Origin of the sequence: Streptomyces roseirectus, assembly GCF_014489635.1 — a bacterium.
Lineage (GTDB): Bacteria > Actinomycetota > Actinomycetes > Streptomycetales > Streptomycetaceae > Streptomyces > Streptomyces roseirectus.
The window spans coordinates 1,867,864-1,883,911 of the sequence record NZ_CP060828.1; the positions used below are offsets into that span (position 1 = coordinate 1,867,864).

Sequence of the window (16,048 nt, forward strand, 5' to 3'; positions counted from 1 at the left end):
CTGTAGGACGTTTTCGCGCGCGTCCGGCGGGAGGCTGCTGTGCATGACCACGCCCTTCCGCCACACCACGCCCCCGTCGCCCAAGGCCGCCGAGGGCCGCGTCGCCGAGGCGTACGCCCAGATCGCGCGCGACTTCGGGATCACCGCCCCGCCCACCTTCGTGGTCCTGTCGTCCGCGCCGGAACTGATGCTCCCCGCGTGGGCGCTCCTGCGCGAGTCGCTGATCGCCGGTCCGGGGGACCGCACCGGCAAGGAGGTCGCCGCGTACGGCGTCTCGCTGGCCAACAGGTGCCCGTTCTGTGTGTCCGCGCACACCGTCCTGCTGCACGCGACGGGCGACCACGCGCTCGCGGAACGCCTCGCGCGGGGCGAGCGCCCGGAGAGCGACGTCCACGCGCGCGTACTCGACTGGGCGATCCGGACCCGCGTCCCCGGCGCGGACCTCGGGCCGCTGCCCTTCGCGCGCGAGGAGCGCGCCGGGTACTTCGGGACGGTGCTCACCTTCCACTTCGTCAACCGTTTCGTGTCGGCCCTGCTGACCGGGGACCTGCTCCCGGCCGGCGCGCAGCGGCTGCGCCCGATGCGGTCCCTGACGGGCCGCGCGCTGTCCCGCACGGTCCGCCGCGAGGCCGTCCCGGGTGCGTCCCTGCCGCTGCTCCGCACGCCCGCCGAGGGGCCCGACGGAAACACCCGCGAGAACGCCGCCAACAGCCCCTGTGAGGGCCCGTCATGGGCGTCCGGCACCCCGGTGGCCCCCGCCTACGCCGCGCTGCGCACAGCCGCCCTCACGGGCGCCGACCTCCTCACGCCGGACGAGCGGAGCCTCGTCGAGGCGGCCGTCGCCGCCTGGGACGGCGCGCACCCGCCCGTCATCCTGCGCGGCTACCCCCACCGGCGTGAACTCCCGGCCGCGCGCCTCGCGCTGCTGTCCGCGCTCGCGCCGTACCGGATCACGGCGGACGACGTGGCGGCCTGGCGCGAGCACGCGGTCGAGGGCGACGGCACGGACAAGAGCGGCGACGGCGAGGGCGACGGCCGTACGGACCGTGACCTCGTCCGTCTGGTCGCGTACGGCGCGTTCCTCGCGGTGGAGCGGGCCGAGGCGACCTTGAACTTTTCACCGGCGCCCGCGCGGCACATTTAGGGAGGTTCGCCTCGTCAGCGCCTCTCAGCGCCCCGTCAACCCGGTGCCGCTGTCACCACTCAGCCACGCAGCGAGTTCGCGCTTTCGCACCACACACAGTCGTGTGACACTGGCGTCCCGTCGTCCGCGGTGCGGACTGGTCTCCGTGCCCTCCCCCACAAAAGAAGTGCGCCTGTGCGTTCTCTTCCTCTGCCGCTCGCCCTCGCGGCGCGTCTGTCCCCGGTGGTCGTGCTCGCCTGCGCGGGCTGGGCGCTGTCGTCCTCCCCCGCCGCTCCCGAAGACACGGCGGCGCAGGGGGACACCGGGCAGCGGACCCAGTCCGAGCCGGGGGACGCCCCCGCCACGCCGACGGCGACGAAGGCGTACGCGGCGGCTCCCGCGCCGTGCGGGAGCGTCCCCGTGGCGACGGTCACCTCGCTGGTGCCGGGCGCGAAGACGGCCGGCAAGGAGATCCCGTCCACGGACACGAAGATCCGGCGGACGTGCTCGTGGAACGCGCTCAAGGGGTTCGACTACCGCTGGCTCGACGTGTCGTTCGAGATCATGGACACCGAGGACGCGGCGGCGAAGTCGTACAAGGCGCGCGTCGGCGAGAAGAGCGGCGGCGGGGTGGTGCCGGGGCTCGGCGACGAGGCGTACTCGGTGGTCAACCTCACGACCGAGGACAAGCAGCAGACCCGCGAGGGCGTGGTGTTCGCGCGCGCGTCCAACGCGATCGTCATCGTCACGTACAACGGCAGCGACTTCGAGTCGAAGAAGGCGCCGGACACGAGCACGATCAACACGGGCGCGATCAAGGCGGCGAAGGACGCGATGGCGGCGCTGCGGGGCAGCGGCACGGGGTGAGGCGGGACGAGCGTCCGGCCCGCCCCGCTTCCCGGACCTCACGCGTCCGGCTCACCCCGCCACCGCGCCTCAGGCGTCCGCCGTCGCCCCCTTCCCCCTCCCCCGCAGCGCCATCAGCGCCAGGTACACCGCCATGGACGTCCCGAGCCCCACGGCCCACCCGTAGTCCGCGAGGGACTTGAGCGCCGGGATGGGCCGCCCGTCGATGATCGGGTCGAAGTCCGCGCCGCCGACCGCGAGGACGCCGCCGGCGAGGAAGGCGACGACGGCCCGCCAGTTCCAGCCGTTCTCGTACCAGTAGCGCCCGCCCGCGCGGTACAGGTCGACGAGGTCGAGCTTGCCGCGGCGCAGGATCCAGTAGTCGGCGATGAGGATGCCGGCGACGGTGCCGAGCAGGCCGCCGACCAGGCCGAGCCAGGTGAAGATGTAGCCCTGCGGGTCGGAGTACAGCTTCCAGGGGAAGATCAGCACGCCGAGGACACAGGTCGCGAGGGCGCCGGTGCGGAAACTGATCCTGCGGGGCGCGATGTTGGAGAAGTCGAACGCCGGGGAGACCAGGTTCGCCGCGATGTTGACGGACAGCGTCGCCACCAGGACCGTCACCAGCGCGAACAGCAGCCCGAAGACGTTGTCGGTCTTGGCGGCGAGCTGGACCGGGTCCCAGATCGTCTCGCCGTAGACGGCCTGCGAGCCGGAGGTGACCATCACGGACAGCAGCGCGAACAGCGTCATCGTGGTCGGCAGGCCGAGCGCCTGCCCCCAGGTCTGCGCCTTCTGGGACTTGCCGTAGCGGGTGAAGTCGGGGATGTTCAGCGACAGCGTCGACCAGAAGCCGATCATGCCCATCAGGGACGGCCAGAACAGTTTCCAGAAGTCGCCGCCCCAGCCCAGCTTGGACGGCTGGTCGAGCAACGGCCCGAAGCCGCCTGCCTTGTTGCTCATCCAGATCAGCATCACCACCGCGCCGACGAGGACGAAGGGCGCCGCCCAGTTCTCGAACCGGCGGATCGTCTCCATCCCCCGGTAGATGATGGCCACTTGGATCGCCCAGAAGATCGCGAACGACAGCCACATCGTCCACGCGTACCCGCCGAACTTCGCGGCGTCGCTCCACCCGGAGCCGATCAGCTTCCCGGCGAGGAAGTAGATCGCCTCACCGCCGATCCAGGTCTGGATCCCGAACCAGCCGCACGCCACCAACGCCCGTACGACGGCGGGGAGGTTGGCGCCGCGCACCCCGAACGAGGCGCGCGCGAAGACGGGGAACGGGATGCCGTACTTGGGCCCGGCGTGCCCGGTCAGCAGCATCGGCACCAGCACGATGACGTTGGCCAGCGCGATGGTGAACACCGCCTGCTTCCAGTCCATGCCGACGGCGATGAGACCCGAGGCGAGCGTCCAGGACGCGGTGTTGTGGGCCATGCCGACCCACAGCGCGGAGAAGTTGTACGTCGTCCAGGTGCGTTTCTCGACCGGGACGGGCAGCAGGTCCTCGTTGGCGTAGGGGCCGCTGGGCTGCGGAGCGCCGGGGGCGATCTCCACCCGGCCGTCGGCGAGGGTGACTTGGGAGGTCGGGGGCGGCGCGGTGGGCGCGGTGTCGGTCATGGGCCGGCCTATCGGGGAGAGGGAACGGGGCGAAGCCGTGCGGGTGCCGTGAGCGGTGCGCGTGGGGGTGCGCCCGGCCCCCGTCCCGGAGCGCGCGAACGGCCGTTCGCCGTGCGGCTTTCCGGGGCGGGGGAGACCAACTGACCAGGAAACGCTCAGCCGTTGACGGCCGGGATCACCGTCGTGCCGTACGCGTCGATGACCGCTTCCTGCGCGTCGTGCATGTCGTAGATCGCGAACTGGTCGACGCCGAGGGCCCGTAGGGCGTTCAGTTTCTCGACGTGCTGTTCGGGGGTGCCGATGACGCAGAACCGGTCGACGATCTCGTCCGGCACGAACTGGGTGTCGGGGTTGCCGCTGCGTCCGTGGTGGGAGTAGTCGTAGCCCTGGCGGGCCTTGATGTACTCGGTGAGTTCTTCGGGGACTTGGGAGGAGTGTTCGCCGTACTTGGAGACGAGGTCGGCGACGTGGTTGCCGACCATCCCGCCGAACCAGCGGCACTGTTCGCGGGCGTGGGCCAGGGCCTCGGGCGAGTCGTCGGCGGTGACGTAGGCGGGGGCGGCGACGCAGATCTTCACGTCGTCGGGGTTACGTCCGGCGGCCGCGGCGGCGTCCTTGACGGCCTTCACCATGTACTCGGTGAGGTAGAGGTCGGCGAGCTGAAGGATGAACCCGTCGGCCTCCTCGCCGGTCATCTTCAGCGCTTTGGGCCCGTACGCGGCCATCCACACGGGGAGTTGGGCGTCATCCTTGATCCAGGGGAACCTGACGACGGTGCCGCCGCCGAGGTCGGCCTCCTGTCCTGAGCCGAGGGCGCGGATGACCTTCATCGCGTCGCTGATCCGGGCCAGGGTGTTGGGAGTTCGCCCCGCGACGCGCATCGCGGAGTCGCCGCGGCCGATGCCGCACACCGTGCGGTTGCCGAACATGTCGTTGAGGGTGGCGAAGGTGGAGGCGGTGACCTCCCAGGTGCGGGTGCCGGGGTTGGTGACCATCGGCCCGACCGTCAACTTGCTTGTCTGCGACAGGATCTGACTGTAGATCACGAACGGCTCCTGCCACAGCACGGCGGAGTCGAAGGTCCAGCCGTAGGTGAAGCCGTTGTCCTCGGCGCGTTTCATCAGCTCGATGACACGCGAGGCGGGCGGGTCGGTCTGGAGGACAAGTCCGAAGTCCATGGGCGCCATTCCCTAGATGAGGTACTGACAGGTGGAGCGCGGGGTGTAGGCGCCGTGTCCGGCGCGTCCGGTGAACTCCCGCTCGGTGATGACGAGTTCGCCGCGCGAGAGCACCGTCTCGACCCGGCCGGTGAGCCGCTTGCCCTCGTACGCCGAGTAGTCGACGTTCATGTGGTGGGTCTCGGCGGAGACGGTCTGCTCGGCGTGCGGGTCGTAGATGACGACGTCGGCGTCGGCGCCCGGCGCGATGGTGCCCTTCTTCGGGTAGAGGCCGAACATGCGGGCCGGGGTGGCGCAGGCGATCTCGATCCAGCGGCGGCGCGAGATGTGGCCGTCCACAACTGCCTGGTGCAGCAGGTCCATTCGGTTCTCGACGCCGGGCAGGCCGTTGGGGATCTTCGAGAAGTCGCCCCGGCCCAGCTCCTTCTGTCCCACGAAGCAGAAGGGGCAGTGGTCGGTGGAGACGACCTGGAGGTCGTTGGTGCGCAGCCCCTGCCACAGCTTCGCCTGGTGCTCGCGGGGCCGAAGGGGCGTGCTGCACACGTACTTGGCGCCCTCGAAGTCCGGTTCGGCGAGGTTGTCGGTGGACAGGAACAGGTACTGCGGGCAGGTCTCGCCGAAGACGTTGAGCCCTTCGTCGCGCGCCCGCGCCAGCTCGGCGACTGCCTCCATCGCCGAGACGTGCACGACATACAGGGGGGCGCCCGCGACCTGCGCGAGCCGGATCGCGCGGTGCGTGGCCTCGGCCTCCAGGAGCGCCTTGCGGACCTCGCCGTGGTAGCGGGGGTCCGTCTCCCCGCGTTCCAGGGCCTGTTGGACGAGGACGTCGATGGCGATGCCGTTCTCGGCGTGCATCATGATCAGGCCGCCGTTGTCGGCGGAGCGCTGCATGGCGCGCAGGATCTGACCGTCGTCGCTGTAGAAGACGCCGGGGTAGGCCATGAACTGCTTGAAGGAGGTGACGCCTTCCTCGACGAGGAGGTCCATCTCCTTCAGCGTCTCGTCGTGGACGTCGGAGACGATCATGTGGAAGGCGTAGTCGACCGCGCAGTTGCCCTCGGCCTTGGCGTGCCAGGCGTCCAGGCCCTCGCGCAGGGTGTGGCCGACGCTCTGCACCGCGAAGTCGACGATGGTCGTCGTACCGCCCCAGGCGGCGGCGCGGGTGCCGGTCTCGAAGGTGTCCGAGGCGAAGGTGCCGCCGAACGACAGCTCCATGTGCGTGTGGGCGTCGACTCCGCCCGGGATGACGTACTTTCCGGTCGCGTCGATGGTCCGCTCGGCCGTCCACGCCTCGGCCGACGGGGTGCCGGTGGCGGCGAGGGCGGCGATCCGGCCGTCCTCGATCAGGACGTCGGCGTGGATCTCGTCGGACGCGGTGACGACGAGACCGCCGCGGATGACGGTACGACTGCTCATTGCTCCCTGCTCCTTCCTCACGAACGGTTACGGCAACGCCCGCGCGCGGGCCCGGAGTTCACGCCTGCCGGGCCCGCGCGCGGTGCCGGTCAGGGAGCGGTCAGCGGGCCGTAGGCGTCGGTGCGGCGGTCGCGGTAGAACTGCCAGCGGTCGCGGACCTCGCGGAGTTTCGCCAGGTCGAGGTCGCGGACGACGAGTTCGGACTCCTTGTCGCTGGCGACCTCGCCGACGAACTGGGCCTCCGGGTCCACGAAGTAGCTCGTCCCGTAGAAGTCGTTGTCGCCCAGTTCCTCCACGCCGACGCGGTTGATCGCGCCGACGAAGTACTCGTTGGCGACGGCCGCCGCCGGCTGCTCCAACTGCCACAGGTACGCGGAGAGTCCGCGCGAGGTCGCCGACGGGTTGAAGACGATCTCGGCGCCCGCGAGCCCGAGCGCCCGCCAGCCTTCCGGGAAGTGGCGGTCGTAGCAGATGTAGACGCCGATCCTCCCGGCCTTCGTGTCGAAGACGGGCCAGCCCGCGTTGCCGGGACGGAAGTAGAACTTCTCCCAGAATCCCTTGACTTGGGGGATGTGGTGCTTGCGGTACTTGCCGAGGTAGGAGCCGTCCGCGTCGATGACGGCGGCGGTGTTGTAGAGGACGCCGGGCTGTTCCTCCTCGTACATCGGCAGCACGAGGACGATGCCGTGCTCCTTGGCGAGTGCCTGGAACCGCTTGACGATCGGCCCGTCCGGGATCTGCTCGGCGTACTCGTAGAACGCCGGGTCCTGGACCTGGCAGAAGTACGGCCCGTAGAACAGCTCCTGGAAGCACAGGACGTCGGCTCCCTGGGCGGCGGCGTCGCGCACCGCCTGCTCGTGCACCTGGATCATCGACTCTTTGTCGCCCGTCCAGGCGGTCTGGAAGATCGCGGCACGGATCACTCTGCTCATCGGGACCTCCGGTCGCTGGGTGTGCTGGGGCGGGCGCCGGAAGTGCCGTCGTCCGCCCGAAGGGCGGGCTCTGCGGCGTCCGGTGCGTGCTCTCGGCGTGCCGCGCACAAGCCCTCGTACTGGGCGTACGTGGGCTTGTGCGCGGTGCGGCGAGAGTGCGTGCCGGGTGTCGCAGAGCAGACGGAACTTCCGGCGCCCGCCCCAGGAGCCTAGGAAGTCCGCGGGGGCGCTTTGAGTTGCAGCGTGTCACGTCTGCGGGCGTCTCGCGTGGCACGGTGTCACGCTCTCCTCGGCCCATGTTTCACCGCCGTTTTCGCAGGTCGTTCAGTGTTTCAGCGCTGTTGCGCGTCGTGCGCGAGGAGCGCGATGTGCATGGACGCGGCCTGTTCGAAGTCGTCGAGGTCGACACCGAGGCGCGCCTGTATCGCCTCCAGCCGGCGGTACAGGGCGGGCCGGGAGACGTGGTGGAGCTGCGCGGTGCGCGACTTGTTGCGGCCGGTCGCGAGGTAGGTGCGCAGGACGGCGAGCAGGTCGTCGTCGCCGTCGCACAGCAGCCCGTCCAACTCCCGTTCCGCGAACGCCTGGACGTGCGGGTCGTCGCGCAACAGCCGGACCAGGCCCCGCAGATGGACGTCCCGCAGGCGGACGACGCCGGGGAGGTCGAGGGCGTCGCCCGCGCCGTCGACGGCGTCGGCGACGTGCCGCGCCTCGCGCAGCCCCGCCGGGACGTCCTCCCAGCCGCCGCGGGGCCCGGCGGAGGCGACGACGGCCGGTCCGAGGCGGGCCGCGAAGTGGGCGGTGAGCGCGTCGGCGTCCTGGTCGCGGGGGAGGCTGAGCAGAACGGCGGTGATGCCGTCGGCGAGTTCGGCGACGAGTCCGGGCAGCCCCAACAGCCGTAGCGTGCGCTCCAGTTCACCGGCGTCGCGGTCGCGCACGACGAGCGGGACGAAGGTGCGCCGGTTGACCGGCAGCCCGGCGGCCCGTGCCCTGGGCAGGAGTTGGCGGGCCGGCACGACGCCCAGCGCGAGGTCGGTGAGCAGGCTCTGCGCGGACTGCTCCTCCCAGGTGGGGGCGGCGCCGAGCATCCGGTGCAGGACCAGCGCCTCGGCCGCCCGGTCGGCGAGGAGCCGGCCGCCCGCGATGTCGCCCCGGTAGCCGCACAGCACGAGCTGCCCCCAGCGTTCGCCCCGGCCGCCGAGTTCCGCGCGGATCCAGCCGTCACCCTCCCGCCCGCCGGCCTGCCGGGCGATGCGCTCCCAGTCGCGCAGCACGTCGTCGACGGCCGAGCGTTCCCCGGCGGTGGCGAGGACGCGGTGGGCGAGGTTGGTGACGACGACGGGACAGCCGCTGTGCTGCGCGACCTCGTCGAGGAGGCGTTGCAGCGGGGCCCCGGCGGTGATGAGTCCGGTGAGGGCGGTGCGGACCGCCTCGGAGAGGCTGACGGCGGCGAACTTCCGCCGCACCAGCCGGGATTGGACCTCTTCCGTCAACTCGGCGAAGGGGAACGGGCGGTGGAGGACGACGAGGGGCAGCCCGCACCGTTCGGCGGCCCGGCGCATCGCGTCGGGCGGGGTGGGGAAGGCGCGGCCGAGCCCGAGGACGACGGCGGCGGCCTCCGCGCGGTACAGGGACTGGATGTACTCGGCCTGCGCGCTGTCGTCCCCGGCGAGCAACACGCCTGTGGTGAGGACCATTTCACCGCCGCTGAGCATGACGCCGACGTCGGGCGCCTCGGCGACGTGGACCCAGCGCACCGGCCGGTCGAGCTGGCCGGCGCCGGCCACCACCTCGGGTTCCCCGGCCAGCACCCGTTCCAGGGACAGGACCTGACGGACCGACAGAGCTGGTTCCAAGGTGGTGGTCATCGCGTGGTTCCTTCGTTACCGCGTACTCCCGCTGTTACCGCGTGTTCCTGAGCGCGCTGTCGAGGATCGCGGCGCCCTCTTCGGCCTCCGCGACGGTCAGGGTGAGCGGCGGTGCGACGCGCAGGGCGCTGGTGGCGTGCCCGCCGCCCTTGCCGATGAGCAGTCCGCCGTCGCGGGCCGCCTCCAGGACGGCGGCGGCCCGGTCGGGGTCGGCCTCGTCGGTGCCGGGCCTGACCAGTTCGACGCCGATCATCAGCCCGCGTCCGCGCACTTCACGGACGCCGGGGTCCTGCGCGGCGGCGGCCCTGACGCGTTCGATGAGGAGGCCGCCGACGCGGCGGGCGTTGCCCTGGAGGTCGTGCTCCAGCAGGTAGGTGAGGTTGGCGAGCGCGGCGGCCATGGTGACCTGGGTGCCGCCGAACGTCGAAATGCTGTTGGAGTCCAGGCAGTTCATGATCTCGGCGCGGGCGATGACACCGCCGACGGACATGCCGTTGCCGATGCCCTTGGCGAAGGTGACGATGTCGGGCGGGCCGCTGCGGGCGTGCGCCTGCCAGCCCCAGAAGTGGTCGCCGGTGCGGCCCCACCCGGTCTGCACCTCGTCGGCGATCCACAGGATGCCGCGCTCGCGCAGCACTTCGCGGAACGCCGCGTACAGGCCGTCGGGCGGGGAGGTGAACCCGCCGACACCCTGGACGGGTTCGGCGATCAGCGCGGCGGGCGGGCGGGTGTGGCCGAGGAGGTCCTTCAGGTCGTCGACGCAGGCCGCGACGAACGCGTCGTCGTCGAGGTGGGCGTAGGGGCCCCGGGTGCGGACGCCGCCGTGGACGTACAGGGTCTGGAGCGGGGACAGGGAGGTCGGGGACCAGCCCTTGTTGCCGGTGATGCCGACCGTGGAGAAGGAGCGGCCGTGGTAGCTGTTGCGCATGGCCAGCACGGTGTTGGTGCGCCGGTAGGTCGTCGCGAGCAGCAGGGCGGTGTCGTTGGCCTCGGTGCCGGAGGTGGTGAAGAAGACGCGGGCGTCCGGGATGCCGGACAACTGGGCGATGCGCTCGGCGAGTTCGACCATCGGACGGTTCAGGTACAGGGTGGAGGAGTGGATGATCCGTCCGGCCTGCTCGCTCACCGCCTTCGTCACCTCGGGCAGGGCGTGCGCGGTCATCGTGGTGAGGATGCCGCCGAAGAAGTCCAGGTATCTGGTGCCGTCGGCACCCCACACGTACCGGCCCTCGCCGTGGGTGATCTCCAGCGGCTCCTCGTAGTACAGCGCGAGCCAGTCCGGCATGACGGCTCGGTGGCGGGCGTACAGGTCGCTCACGGCTTCACCAGTCCTTCGTAGGCGTCGGGGCGGCGGTCGCGGTAGAAGGCCCACTGCTGCCGCACGTCCTCGATCAGGTCGAAGTCGAGGTCACGGACGACGAGTTCCTCGTCCTCACCGCTCGCGACCTCTCCCACGAACTGTCCCCGCGGATCGACGAAGTAAGACGTCCCGTAGAAGTCGTTCTCGCCGTACTCCTCGCGGCCCACGCGGTTGATCGCGGCGACGAAGTACTCGTTGGCGACGGCCGCGGCGGGCTGCTCCAACTGCCACAGGTACGCGGAGAGTCCGCGCGAGGTCGCCGACGGGTTGTAGACCAACTGGGCTCCGTTGAGCCCGAGTTGCCGCCAGCCCTCCGGGAAGTGCCGGTCGTAGCAGATGTAGACGCCGATCTTCCCGACGGCCGTGTCGAAGACGGGCCAGCCCGCGTTGCCCGGCCGGAAGTAGTACTTCTCCCAGAACCCCTTGACCTGCGGGATGTGGTGCTTGCGGTACTTGCCGAGGTAGGAGCCGTCCGCGTCGATCACGGCGGCGGTGTTGTAGTAGAAGCCGCTGCCCTCGACCTCGAACACCGGGACGACGATCACCATGCCCGTCTCGCGCGCCAGCTCCCGCATCCGGCTCACCGTCGGCCCGTCCGGCACCGGTTCCGCCCAGCGGTAGTGCTCCGGCTCCTGGACCTGGCAGAAGTACGGCGCGTTGAACACCTCCTGGAAGCCGATCACCCGCGCGCCCTGCCGGGCCGCCTCCCTGGCGTGCTCCTCGTGTTTCGCCACCATGGACTCGGTGTCGCCGGTCCAGGTGGCCTGGACCAGTGCGGCACGTACGACATTGGCCATGAGCTGCTCCTTCGACGGGACGTCACAGCCTCTACGCCCGTAGAGAGCGGGGTACAGAGGCACGAACGTAAGCCTCAGCGACGCCCTTGCCAAGACCACCGCCGTTAACCCGGGGAGTCGATCGCGTTTCACACGCGGGAGGGGGTGGGGCGGGGCTGTTCGGAGTACACCGGGTACTACGGGTATGACAGAGCCCCGCCCGCCGCCCTCACGCCGTGAACCCCGCCACCCGCAGCGCGTGCACCACGTCCCAGTGCCGCTCGTCCGACACGCCCCGCGCGGCCCGCACGAGCAGCGGCACCAGGGTCTTCGGGTCCGGGGCGACGCTGCGGGCGGCCTCCTCGGGGGCGCGTACCCGGACGTACGCGTCGAGCAGGGCGTCCACCTCGCGCCGCCGCCCGTCCGCCGCCAGCGCGAGGACGGCCTGCCCGATCTCCTCGGCGGGCCGTGCCACCCCCTGCCGCAGGATCTGCTCCCCGTCGGCGCCGCGCCCGGCACCGGCGAGCGCGTCGGCCGCCTCGACCAGCCGTTCGGCGGGCAGCGAGGCCGCCTCCCACAGCAGCGTCGTCCAGTCGGCCCCGAGCCCGGCCCGCTGGAGCTCCCCCGCGACCAGCGGGATCCGCGCGGCGGGCCAGTACGCCAGCTCCACCAGCAGCGCGTGCGCCTCCCCGCTGCGCCCCTCGCCCCGCAGCGCGACCAGCCGCCGCACCACCTCGGCGGTCTCGCGCCGCGCGTCCGCGTCCGGCGTCTCGACGACCGGCTCCGCCGTCACCTCCGCGCCGGCCTCACGCCCGCCGGCCCGCGCGAACCGCGCCCCGCGCGGCCCCCGTCCACCGCCCGCCTCCGGCACGACCGTCACGGCCTCCTCCGGCACGGCGACGGCGGCCCCCTCCTCCACAACCCCCGCGAACCGCGCGCTCCCCCGCCGCCGCTTGCGCTGCTTGGGCACGGCGGCCGGACTCTCCCCACCACCGTCCGCCCCGCCGGCATCACCACGCACGACACCCCGGGCCACGGCCTCACCCCGCCCGGCCTCATGCCTCCCGGCCTCGACGGGGACGACGCGCCCGGCACCACCCTCCGCACCCCCCTCACCTTGGCCGGCGCCGGCCGAACCGCCCTCGGGAGCGCCCGCCGCACTCCCGCCGACCTCCCCTCCGCTCCCCCCGAATCCCCTGAGCCGACCGTTCACGTCCCGCCCTAACACGCCCACTTCACCGGCACCGGCAGCCCCGCTCCCGCCGACCCCACCACCCCAACCTCCGCCCCCGTCCCATCCACCCCACCCGTCCCGCTCCCGCTCCCGCCGCTCCAACTCCGCGACCCGGCCCCGCAGTTCCACGCACCGGGCGGTGGCCCGCTCGTGGTCGTCGTGGGCCCACGCGAGGTCGAGCCGTATCGCGTCGGCCTGTTCCCGCGTCGCGGCGGCGGCGAGCCGGCGGCCCAGCTCGGCCTGCCGCTCGACCGCGTAGCGCTGCTCGCGGAGCATGACGTCGAGCCGGTCACGGAGGGCGTCACCGGCGCCGGGCCGGGAGTCGTGGGCGTGCAGCGCCGCGCCGTGCAGGACGCGGACCCGCCGCGCCTCCTTCTCGGCGACGGCGGTGCCGTATGCGGCGGCGAGGTCCTGGAGCAGCGCCTCCATGACGTCCCAGGGCGGCAGTTCGGTGCCGTCGAGGCAGGCCCGCATGCCGTCGGGGTCGCGCTGCCAGAAGACGGCGCACCAGCCGGAGCCCTGGTCGAGGCGGCCCAGGAGGCCGTCCAGGCAGCTCACGAACTCCCGCACCTGCGCCGGGAGTTGATCCACACTCATCCCCAAACTCCTGCCGGCGGCCCGCACTTGGACTGGCCAGAAAACACCAGCCGTGTTACAGCGCGGCTACGAGCAGTTTGCGAAGGGGCCGCGAAGGCAACATGGCGAGATCCCGACCCACTCTCCCGATTCCGTTCACACCACCCCGGCGAGGACGCACCGCGCGGCCAACTCGTCCATGGACAGGCCGAGTGCGCCCGCCAGCGCGGCGATCGTGAAGAACGCGGGGGTCGGCGCCCGCCCGGTCTCGATCTTGCGCAGCGTCTCCGCCGAGATCCCGGCGTCCGCCGCGACCTCGGCCATGCTCCGTCCGCCGCGGGCCTCACGGAGCAACCGGCCCAGCCGCTCGCCGCGTTCACGTTCTTCGGGGGTCAAAGGGGTGCGCACCATGCCCCCATTCTAATACCGGTATAGTAATTGGCATGGTGGAGCTGAAGACGGACACGTCGATCGACGAGATGTACCGGGCCGGCCAGGTGGTCGCCCATGCCCTGACGGCCGTGCGGGAAGCCGCTGACGTGGGCGTTTCCCTGCTGGAGCTGGACGAGGTGGCGCGCGGCGTGCTGCGGGAGGCGGGCGCGGGCTCGCCGTTCCTCGGCTACCGCCCGTCCTTCGCGACGACCCCGTTCCCGGCCGTCGTCTGCGCCTCGGTCAACGACGCGATCGTGCACGGCATCCCGACCGGCTACCGGCTGCGCGACGGCGACCTCGTCTCGATCGACTGCGGTGCCCAACTCGACGGCTGGGCGGGCGACTCGGCGATCAGCTTCACCGTCGGCACCCCGCGCCCCGCCGACGTGACGCTGATCGAGACGGCGGAGCGCGCGCTGGCCGCCGGGATCGCCGCCGCGACGGTCGGCAACCGCGTCGGTGACATCGCGCACGCGATCGGGACGGTCTGCCGGGCCGCCGGTTACGGCGTCCCGCAGGGCTTCGGCGGCCACGGCATCGGCCGCCGCATGCACGAGGACCCACCGGTCCCCAACGAGGGCCGCCCGCACCGGGGCATGCGCCTGCGGCGCGGCATGGCCCTCGCGATCGAGCCGATGCTGATCGCGAGCGGCCGCGACGGCTACCACGAGGCCCCGGACGGCTGGACCCTGCGCACGAACGACGGCTCCCGCGCGGCCCACGTCGAGCACACGATCGCGATCACGGACGACGGCCCGAGGATCCTGACGGCACGGGACTGACGGCACCTGGCTGACGGCAGAGACGAGCCGGGCGGCCCACCCTCGCGAGGGTGAGCCGCCCAACCGTCTACCGCCCAACTGCCTTGCCTAACGCGCCGGATACACCACCTGCGCCGACCCGCCACCCCGCCGCACGGTCTCGGCGGCGGCGAGCCACTTCCCACCGGGCAGCCGCTGCACGGCGGTTGCGGCACCGATCTCGGGGTTCTGCCGGAACCCGTGCCCGATGGCCTCCAGCTCGGTCCTCAACTCGCTGCCGTAGAGCCCCGGTTCGAGTTCCGTGGTCGTCTGGTTGCGCTGGCTGGCGCGCGGCGCGGCGATCGCGTCGACGAGCGGCAGCCCCCGGTCCACGAACTCGGTGAGCACCTGGAGGACGGTGGTGATGATGGTCGCCCCGCCGGGCGAACCGAGCGCCACGACCGGCTTGCCGGCCCTGTCCAGCACGATCGTCGGCGAGATCGACGAACGGGGCCGCTTGCCCGGACCGGGCAGGTTCGGGTCGTGGACAGTGGGGCTCGCCGGGGCGAACGAGAAGTCCGTCAGCTCGTTGTTGAGGATGAACCCGCGTCCGGGGACGGTGATGCCGCTGCCGCCGGTCTGCTCGATGGTGAGCGTGTAGGCGACGACGTTGCCCCACTTGTCGGCGACGGTCAGATGGGTCGTGCTGTCGCCCTCGTAGGTCGTCGGCGCCGGCGTGCCGCTCGCGTCGCAGGCGGCCGGGTTACGCGGATCGCCGGGCGCGACGGGGCTGGTGAGGACGGCGTCGTCCTTGATGAGGCAGGCCCGCGCGTCGGCGTAGCGCTGCGAGAGGAGTTCCTTCGCGGGGACGTCCTCGAAGGCCGGGTCGCCGACCCAGCGGCCCCGGTCGGCGAACGCGATCCGGCTGGCCTCGATGTAGCGGTGCAGGTACTGGACCTCGCTCGCCTTCGAAAGGTCCGTCTTCTCAAGGATGTTGAGGGCTTCGCCGACCGTCGTGCCGCCCGAGGAGGACGGGGCGATGGAGTAGACGCCGAGCCCCCGGTACGAAGTCCGCGTGGGCGCCTGGAACTTGACGCGGTAGGCGGCGAGGTCGGTGGCGGTGAGCTTGCCGGGGCGGGCGTTCCACCCCGAATCCGGGTCCACGGGCGGCTTGTTGACGGTCGTGAGGACGTCCTCGCCGATGTCGCCCCGGTAGAGCGCGGCGACGCCCTTCCTGCCCAACTCGGCGTAGGTGCGGGCGAGATCGGGGTTCTTGAACGTCGAGCCGACCTCCGGGAGCCGCCCGCCGGGCAGGAACAGCTTCGCCGTGTCCGGGAAGTAGCGGAAGCGGGTCTCGTTGGCGGCGGTCTGCGAGCGGAACGTGTCGTCGACGGTGAAGCCGTCCCGGGCCAGCCGCTCGGCGGGCTTCAGCACCGAACCCAGGCTCCTGGTCCCCCACTTGGACAGCGCGCCGGCCCAGGTGGCCGGCGTGCCGGGGGTGCCGACGCTGAGGCCGCTGCTGACGGCGTCCGCGAAGGCGAGGGGCTTGCCGTTCTCGACGAACAGGTTCGCGTCGGCGCTCAGGGGCGCGGTCTCCCGGCCGTCGATCGTGTGCACCGTGCGGGACTTGGCGTCGTAGTAGACGAAGTAGCCGCCCCCGCCGACGCCCGCCGAGTAGGGCTCGGTGACGCCGAGCGCGGCGGCGGTGGCGACGGCCGCGTCGACCGCGTTGCCGCCCCTGCGCAGCACCTCGATGCCGGCGGCGGAGGCGTCCGGGTCGACGCTGGAGACCGCGCCGCCGTACCCGACGGCGACCGGGACCTTCTCAACTCCCGTCCGCTGAGCGGTCGGTGGCGCCGCCGCCCCGACCGAGACCACGGCGGCCGAGACCGCCAGGACCGTCAGTTTCCGTGCCGCAGGGCGCCGCAGGGCCATCGGTATGTA

Annotated in this window: 13 protein-coding genes; 3 read left to right on the forward strand and 10 right to left on the reverse strand. The window is 71.9% G+C overall.

The annotated features are described in order from the left end of the window. The first annotated feature begins 43 nt into the window (after positions 1–43). Positions 44–1,144, forward strand: coding sequence for a carboxymuconolactone decarboxylase family protein (locus tag IAG44_RS07600; RefSeq protein WP_187746353.1), 1,101 nt, complete (start codon positions 44–46; stop codon positions 1,142–1,144). Between the two features lie 174 nt (positions 1,145–1,318). After that, a complete protein-coding gene (locus IAG44_RS07605; RefSeq protein WP_187746354.1) occupies positions 1,319–1,990 on the forward strand; it encodes a hypothetical protein in 672 nt (223 codons plus the stop codon). A 69-nt stretch (positions 1,991–2,059) separates the two neighbouring features. Here IAG44_RS07605 and IAG44_RS07610 read toward each other — a convergent pair whose 3' ends face one another. The 9 genes from IAG44_RS07610 to IAG44_RS07650 all read right to left on the reverse strand — a co-directional run bounded on the left by IAG44_RS07610 (position 2,060) and on the right by IAG44_RS07650 (position 13,343). Then, positions 2,060–3,595, reverse strand: a complete 1,536-nt coding sequence (locus tag IAG44_RS07610; RefSeq protein ID WP_187746355.1) for an NCS1 family nucleobase:cation symporter-1 — start codon at positions 3,593–3,595, stop codon at positions 2,060–2,062. Positions 3,596–3,750: 155 nt separating this feature from the next. Continuing rightward, positions 3,751–4,773 carry a TIGR03842 family LLM class F420-dependent oxidoreductase gene (locus tag IAG44_RS07615; protein WP_187746356.1) on the reverse strand — a complete coding sequence of 341 codons (1,023 nt, stop codon included), beginning with the start codon at positions 4,771–4,773 and terminating at the stop codon, positions 3,751–3,753. A 12-nt stretch (positions 4,774–4,785) separates the two neighbouring features. After that, positions 4,786–6,189, reverse strand: coding sequence for a dihydropyrimidinase (hydA, locus tag IAG44_RS07620; RefSeq protein ID WP_187746357.1), 1,404 nt, complete (start codon positions 6,187–6,189; stop codon positions 4,786–4,788). A gap of 89 nt (positions 6,190–6,278) precedes the next feature. Further along, positions 6,279–7,121 (reverse strand): nitrilase-related carbon-nitrogen hydrolase, encoded by an 843-nt coding sequence (locus tag IAG44_RS07625; RefSeq protein WP_187746358.1) that lies wholly within the window; start codon positions 7,119–7,121, stop codon positions 6,279–6,281. A 332-nt stretch (positions 7,122–7,453) separates the two neighbouring features. After that, positions 7,454–8,986 (reverse strand): PucR family transcriptional regulator, encoded by a 1,533-nt coding sequence (locus IAG44_RS07630; RefSeq protein WP_187746359.1) that lies wholly within the window; start codon positions 8,984–8,986, stop codon positions 7,454–7,456. A 34-nt stretch (positions 8,987–9,020) separates the two neighbouring features. Beyond that, complete coding sequence (locus tag IAG44_RS07635; protein WP_187746360.1) at positions 9,021–10,304, reverse strand: aspartate aminotransferase family protein; 1,284 nt, start codon at positions 10,302–10,304, stop codon at positions 9,021–9,023. Next, positions 10,301–11,143 carry a nitrilase-related carbon-nitrogen hydrolase gene (locus IAG44_RS07640; RefSeq protein ID WP_187746361.1) on the reverse strand — a complete coding sequence of 281 codons (843 nt, stop codon included), beginning with the start codon at positions 11,141–11,143 and terminating at the stop codon, positions 10,301–10,303. Before IAG44_RS07640 ends, IAG44_RS07635 begins: the two co-directional genes overlap by 4 nt. Positions 11,144–11,351: 208 nt before the next feature. Then, positions 11,352–12,953, reverse strand: coding sequence for a hypothetical protein (locus tag IAG44_RS07645; RefSeq protein WP_187746362.1), 1,602 nt, complete (start codon positions 12,951–12,953; stop codon positions 11,352–11,354). A gap of 135 nt (positions 12,954–13,088) precedes the next feature. Then, complete coding sequence (locus IAG44_RS07650) at positions 13,089–13,343, reverse strand: helix-turn-helix domain-containing protein (RefSeq protein ID WP_187746363.1); 255 nt, start codon at positions 13,341–13,343, stop codon at positions 13,089–13,091. 32 nt (positions 13,344–13,375) lie between these two features. Here IAG44_RS07650 and map point away from each other — a divergent pair, with 32 nt between their 5' ends. Next, a complete protein-coding gene (map, locus tag IAG44_RS07655; protein ID WP_187746364.1) occupies positions 13,376–14,146 on the forward strand; it encodes a type I methionyl aminopeptidase in 771 nt (256 codons plus the stop codon). An 87-nt stretch (positions 14,147–14,233) separates the two neighbouring features. On the opposite strand, the gene ggt is transcribed toward map, so the two are convergent. Continuing rightward, on the reverse strand, positions 14,234–16,033 hold the full coding sequence (gene ggt, locus IAG44_RS07660) for a gamma-glutamyltransferase (RefSeq protein ID WP_187752561.1): 1,800 nt from the start codon (positions 16,031–16,033) through the stop codon (positions 14,234–14,236). Positions 16,034–16,048 lie beyond the last annotated feature (15 nt).

Coding starts and splice junctions, on each gene's coding strand:
- IAG44_RS07600 (WP_187746353.1), top strand. CDS start 44: ATGACCACGCCCTTCCGCCACACCACGCCCCCGTCGCCCAAGGCCGCC.
- IAG44_RS07610 (WP_187746355.1), bottom strand. CDS start 3,595: ATGACCGACACCGCGCCCACCGCGCCGCCCCCGACCTCCCAAGTCACC.
- IAG44_RS07615 (WP_187746356.1), bottom strand. CDS start 4,773: ATGGACTTCGGACTTGTCCTCCAGACCGACCCGCCCGCCTCGCGTGTC.
- hydA (WP_187746357.1), bottom strand. CDS start 6,189: ATGAGCAGTCGTACCGTCATCCGCGGCGGTCTCGTCGTCACCGCGTCC.
- IAG44_RS07625 (WP_187746358.1), bottom strand. CDS start 7,121: ATGAGCAGAGTGATCCGTGCCGCGATCTTCCAGACCGCCTGGACGGGC.
- IAG44_RS07630 (WP_187746359.1), bottom strand. CDS start 8,986: ATGACCACCACCTTGGAACCAGCTCTGTCGGTCCGTCAGGTCCTGTCC.
- IAG44_RS07640 (WP_187746361.1), bottom strand. CDS start 11,143: ATGGCCAATGTCGTACGTGCCGCACTGGTCCAGGCCACCTGGACCGGC.
- IAG44_RS07645 (WP_187746362.1), bottom strand. CDS start 12,953: ATGAGTGTGGATCAACTCCCGGCGCAGGTGCGGGAGTTCGTGAGCTGC.
- IAG44_RS07650 (WP_187746363.1), bottom strand. CDS start 13,343: ATGGTGCGCACCCCTTTGACCCCCGAAGAACGTGAACGCGGCGAGCGG.
- map (WP_187746364.1), top strand. CDS start 13,376: ATGGTGGAGCTGAAGACGGACACGTCGATCGACGAGATGTACCGGGCC.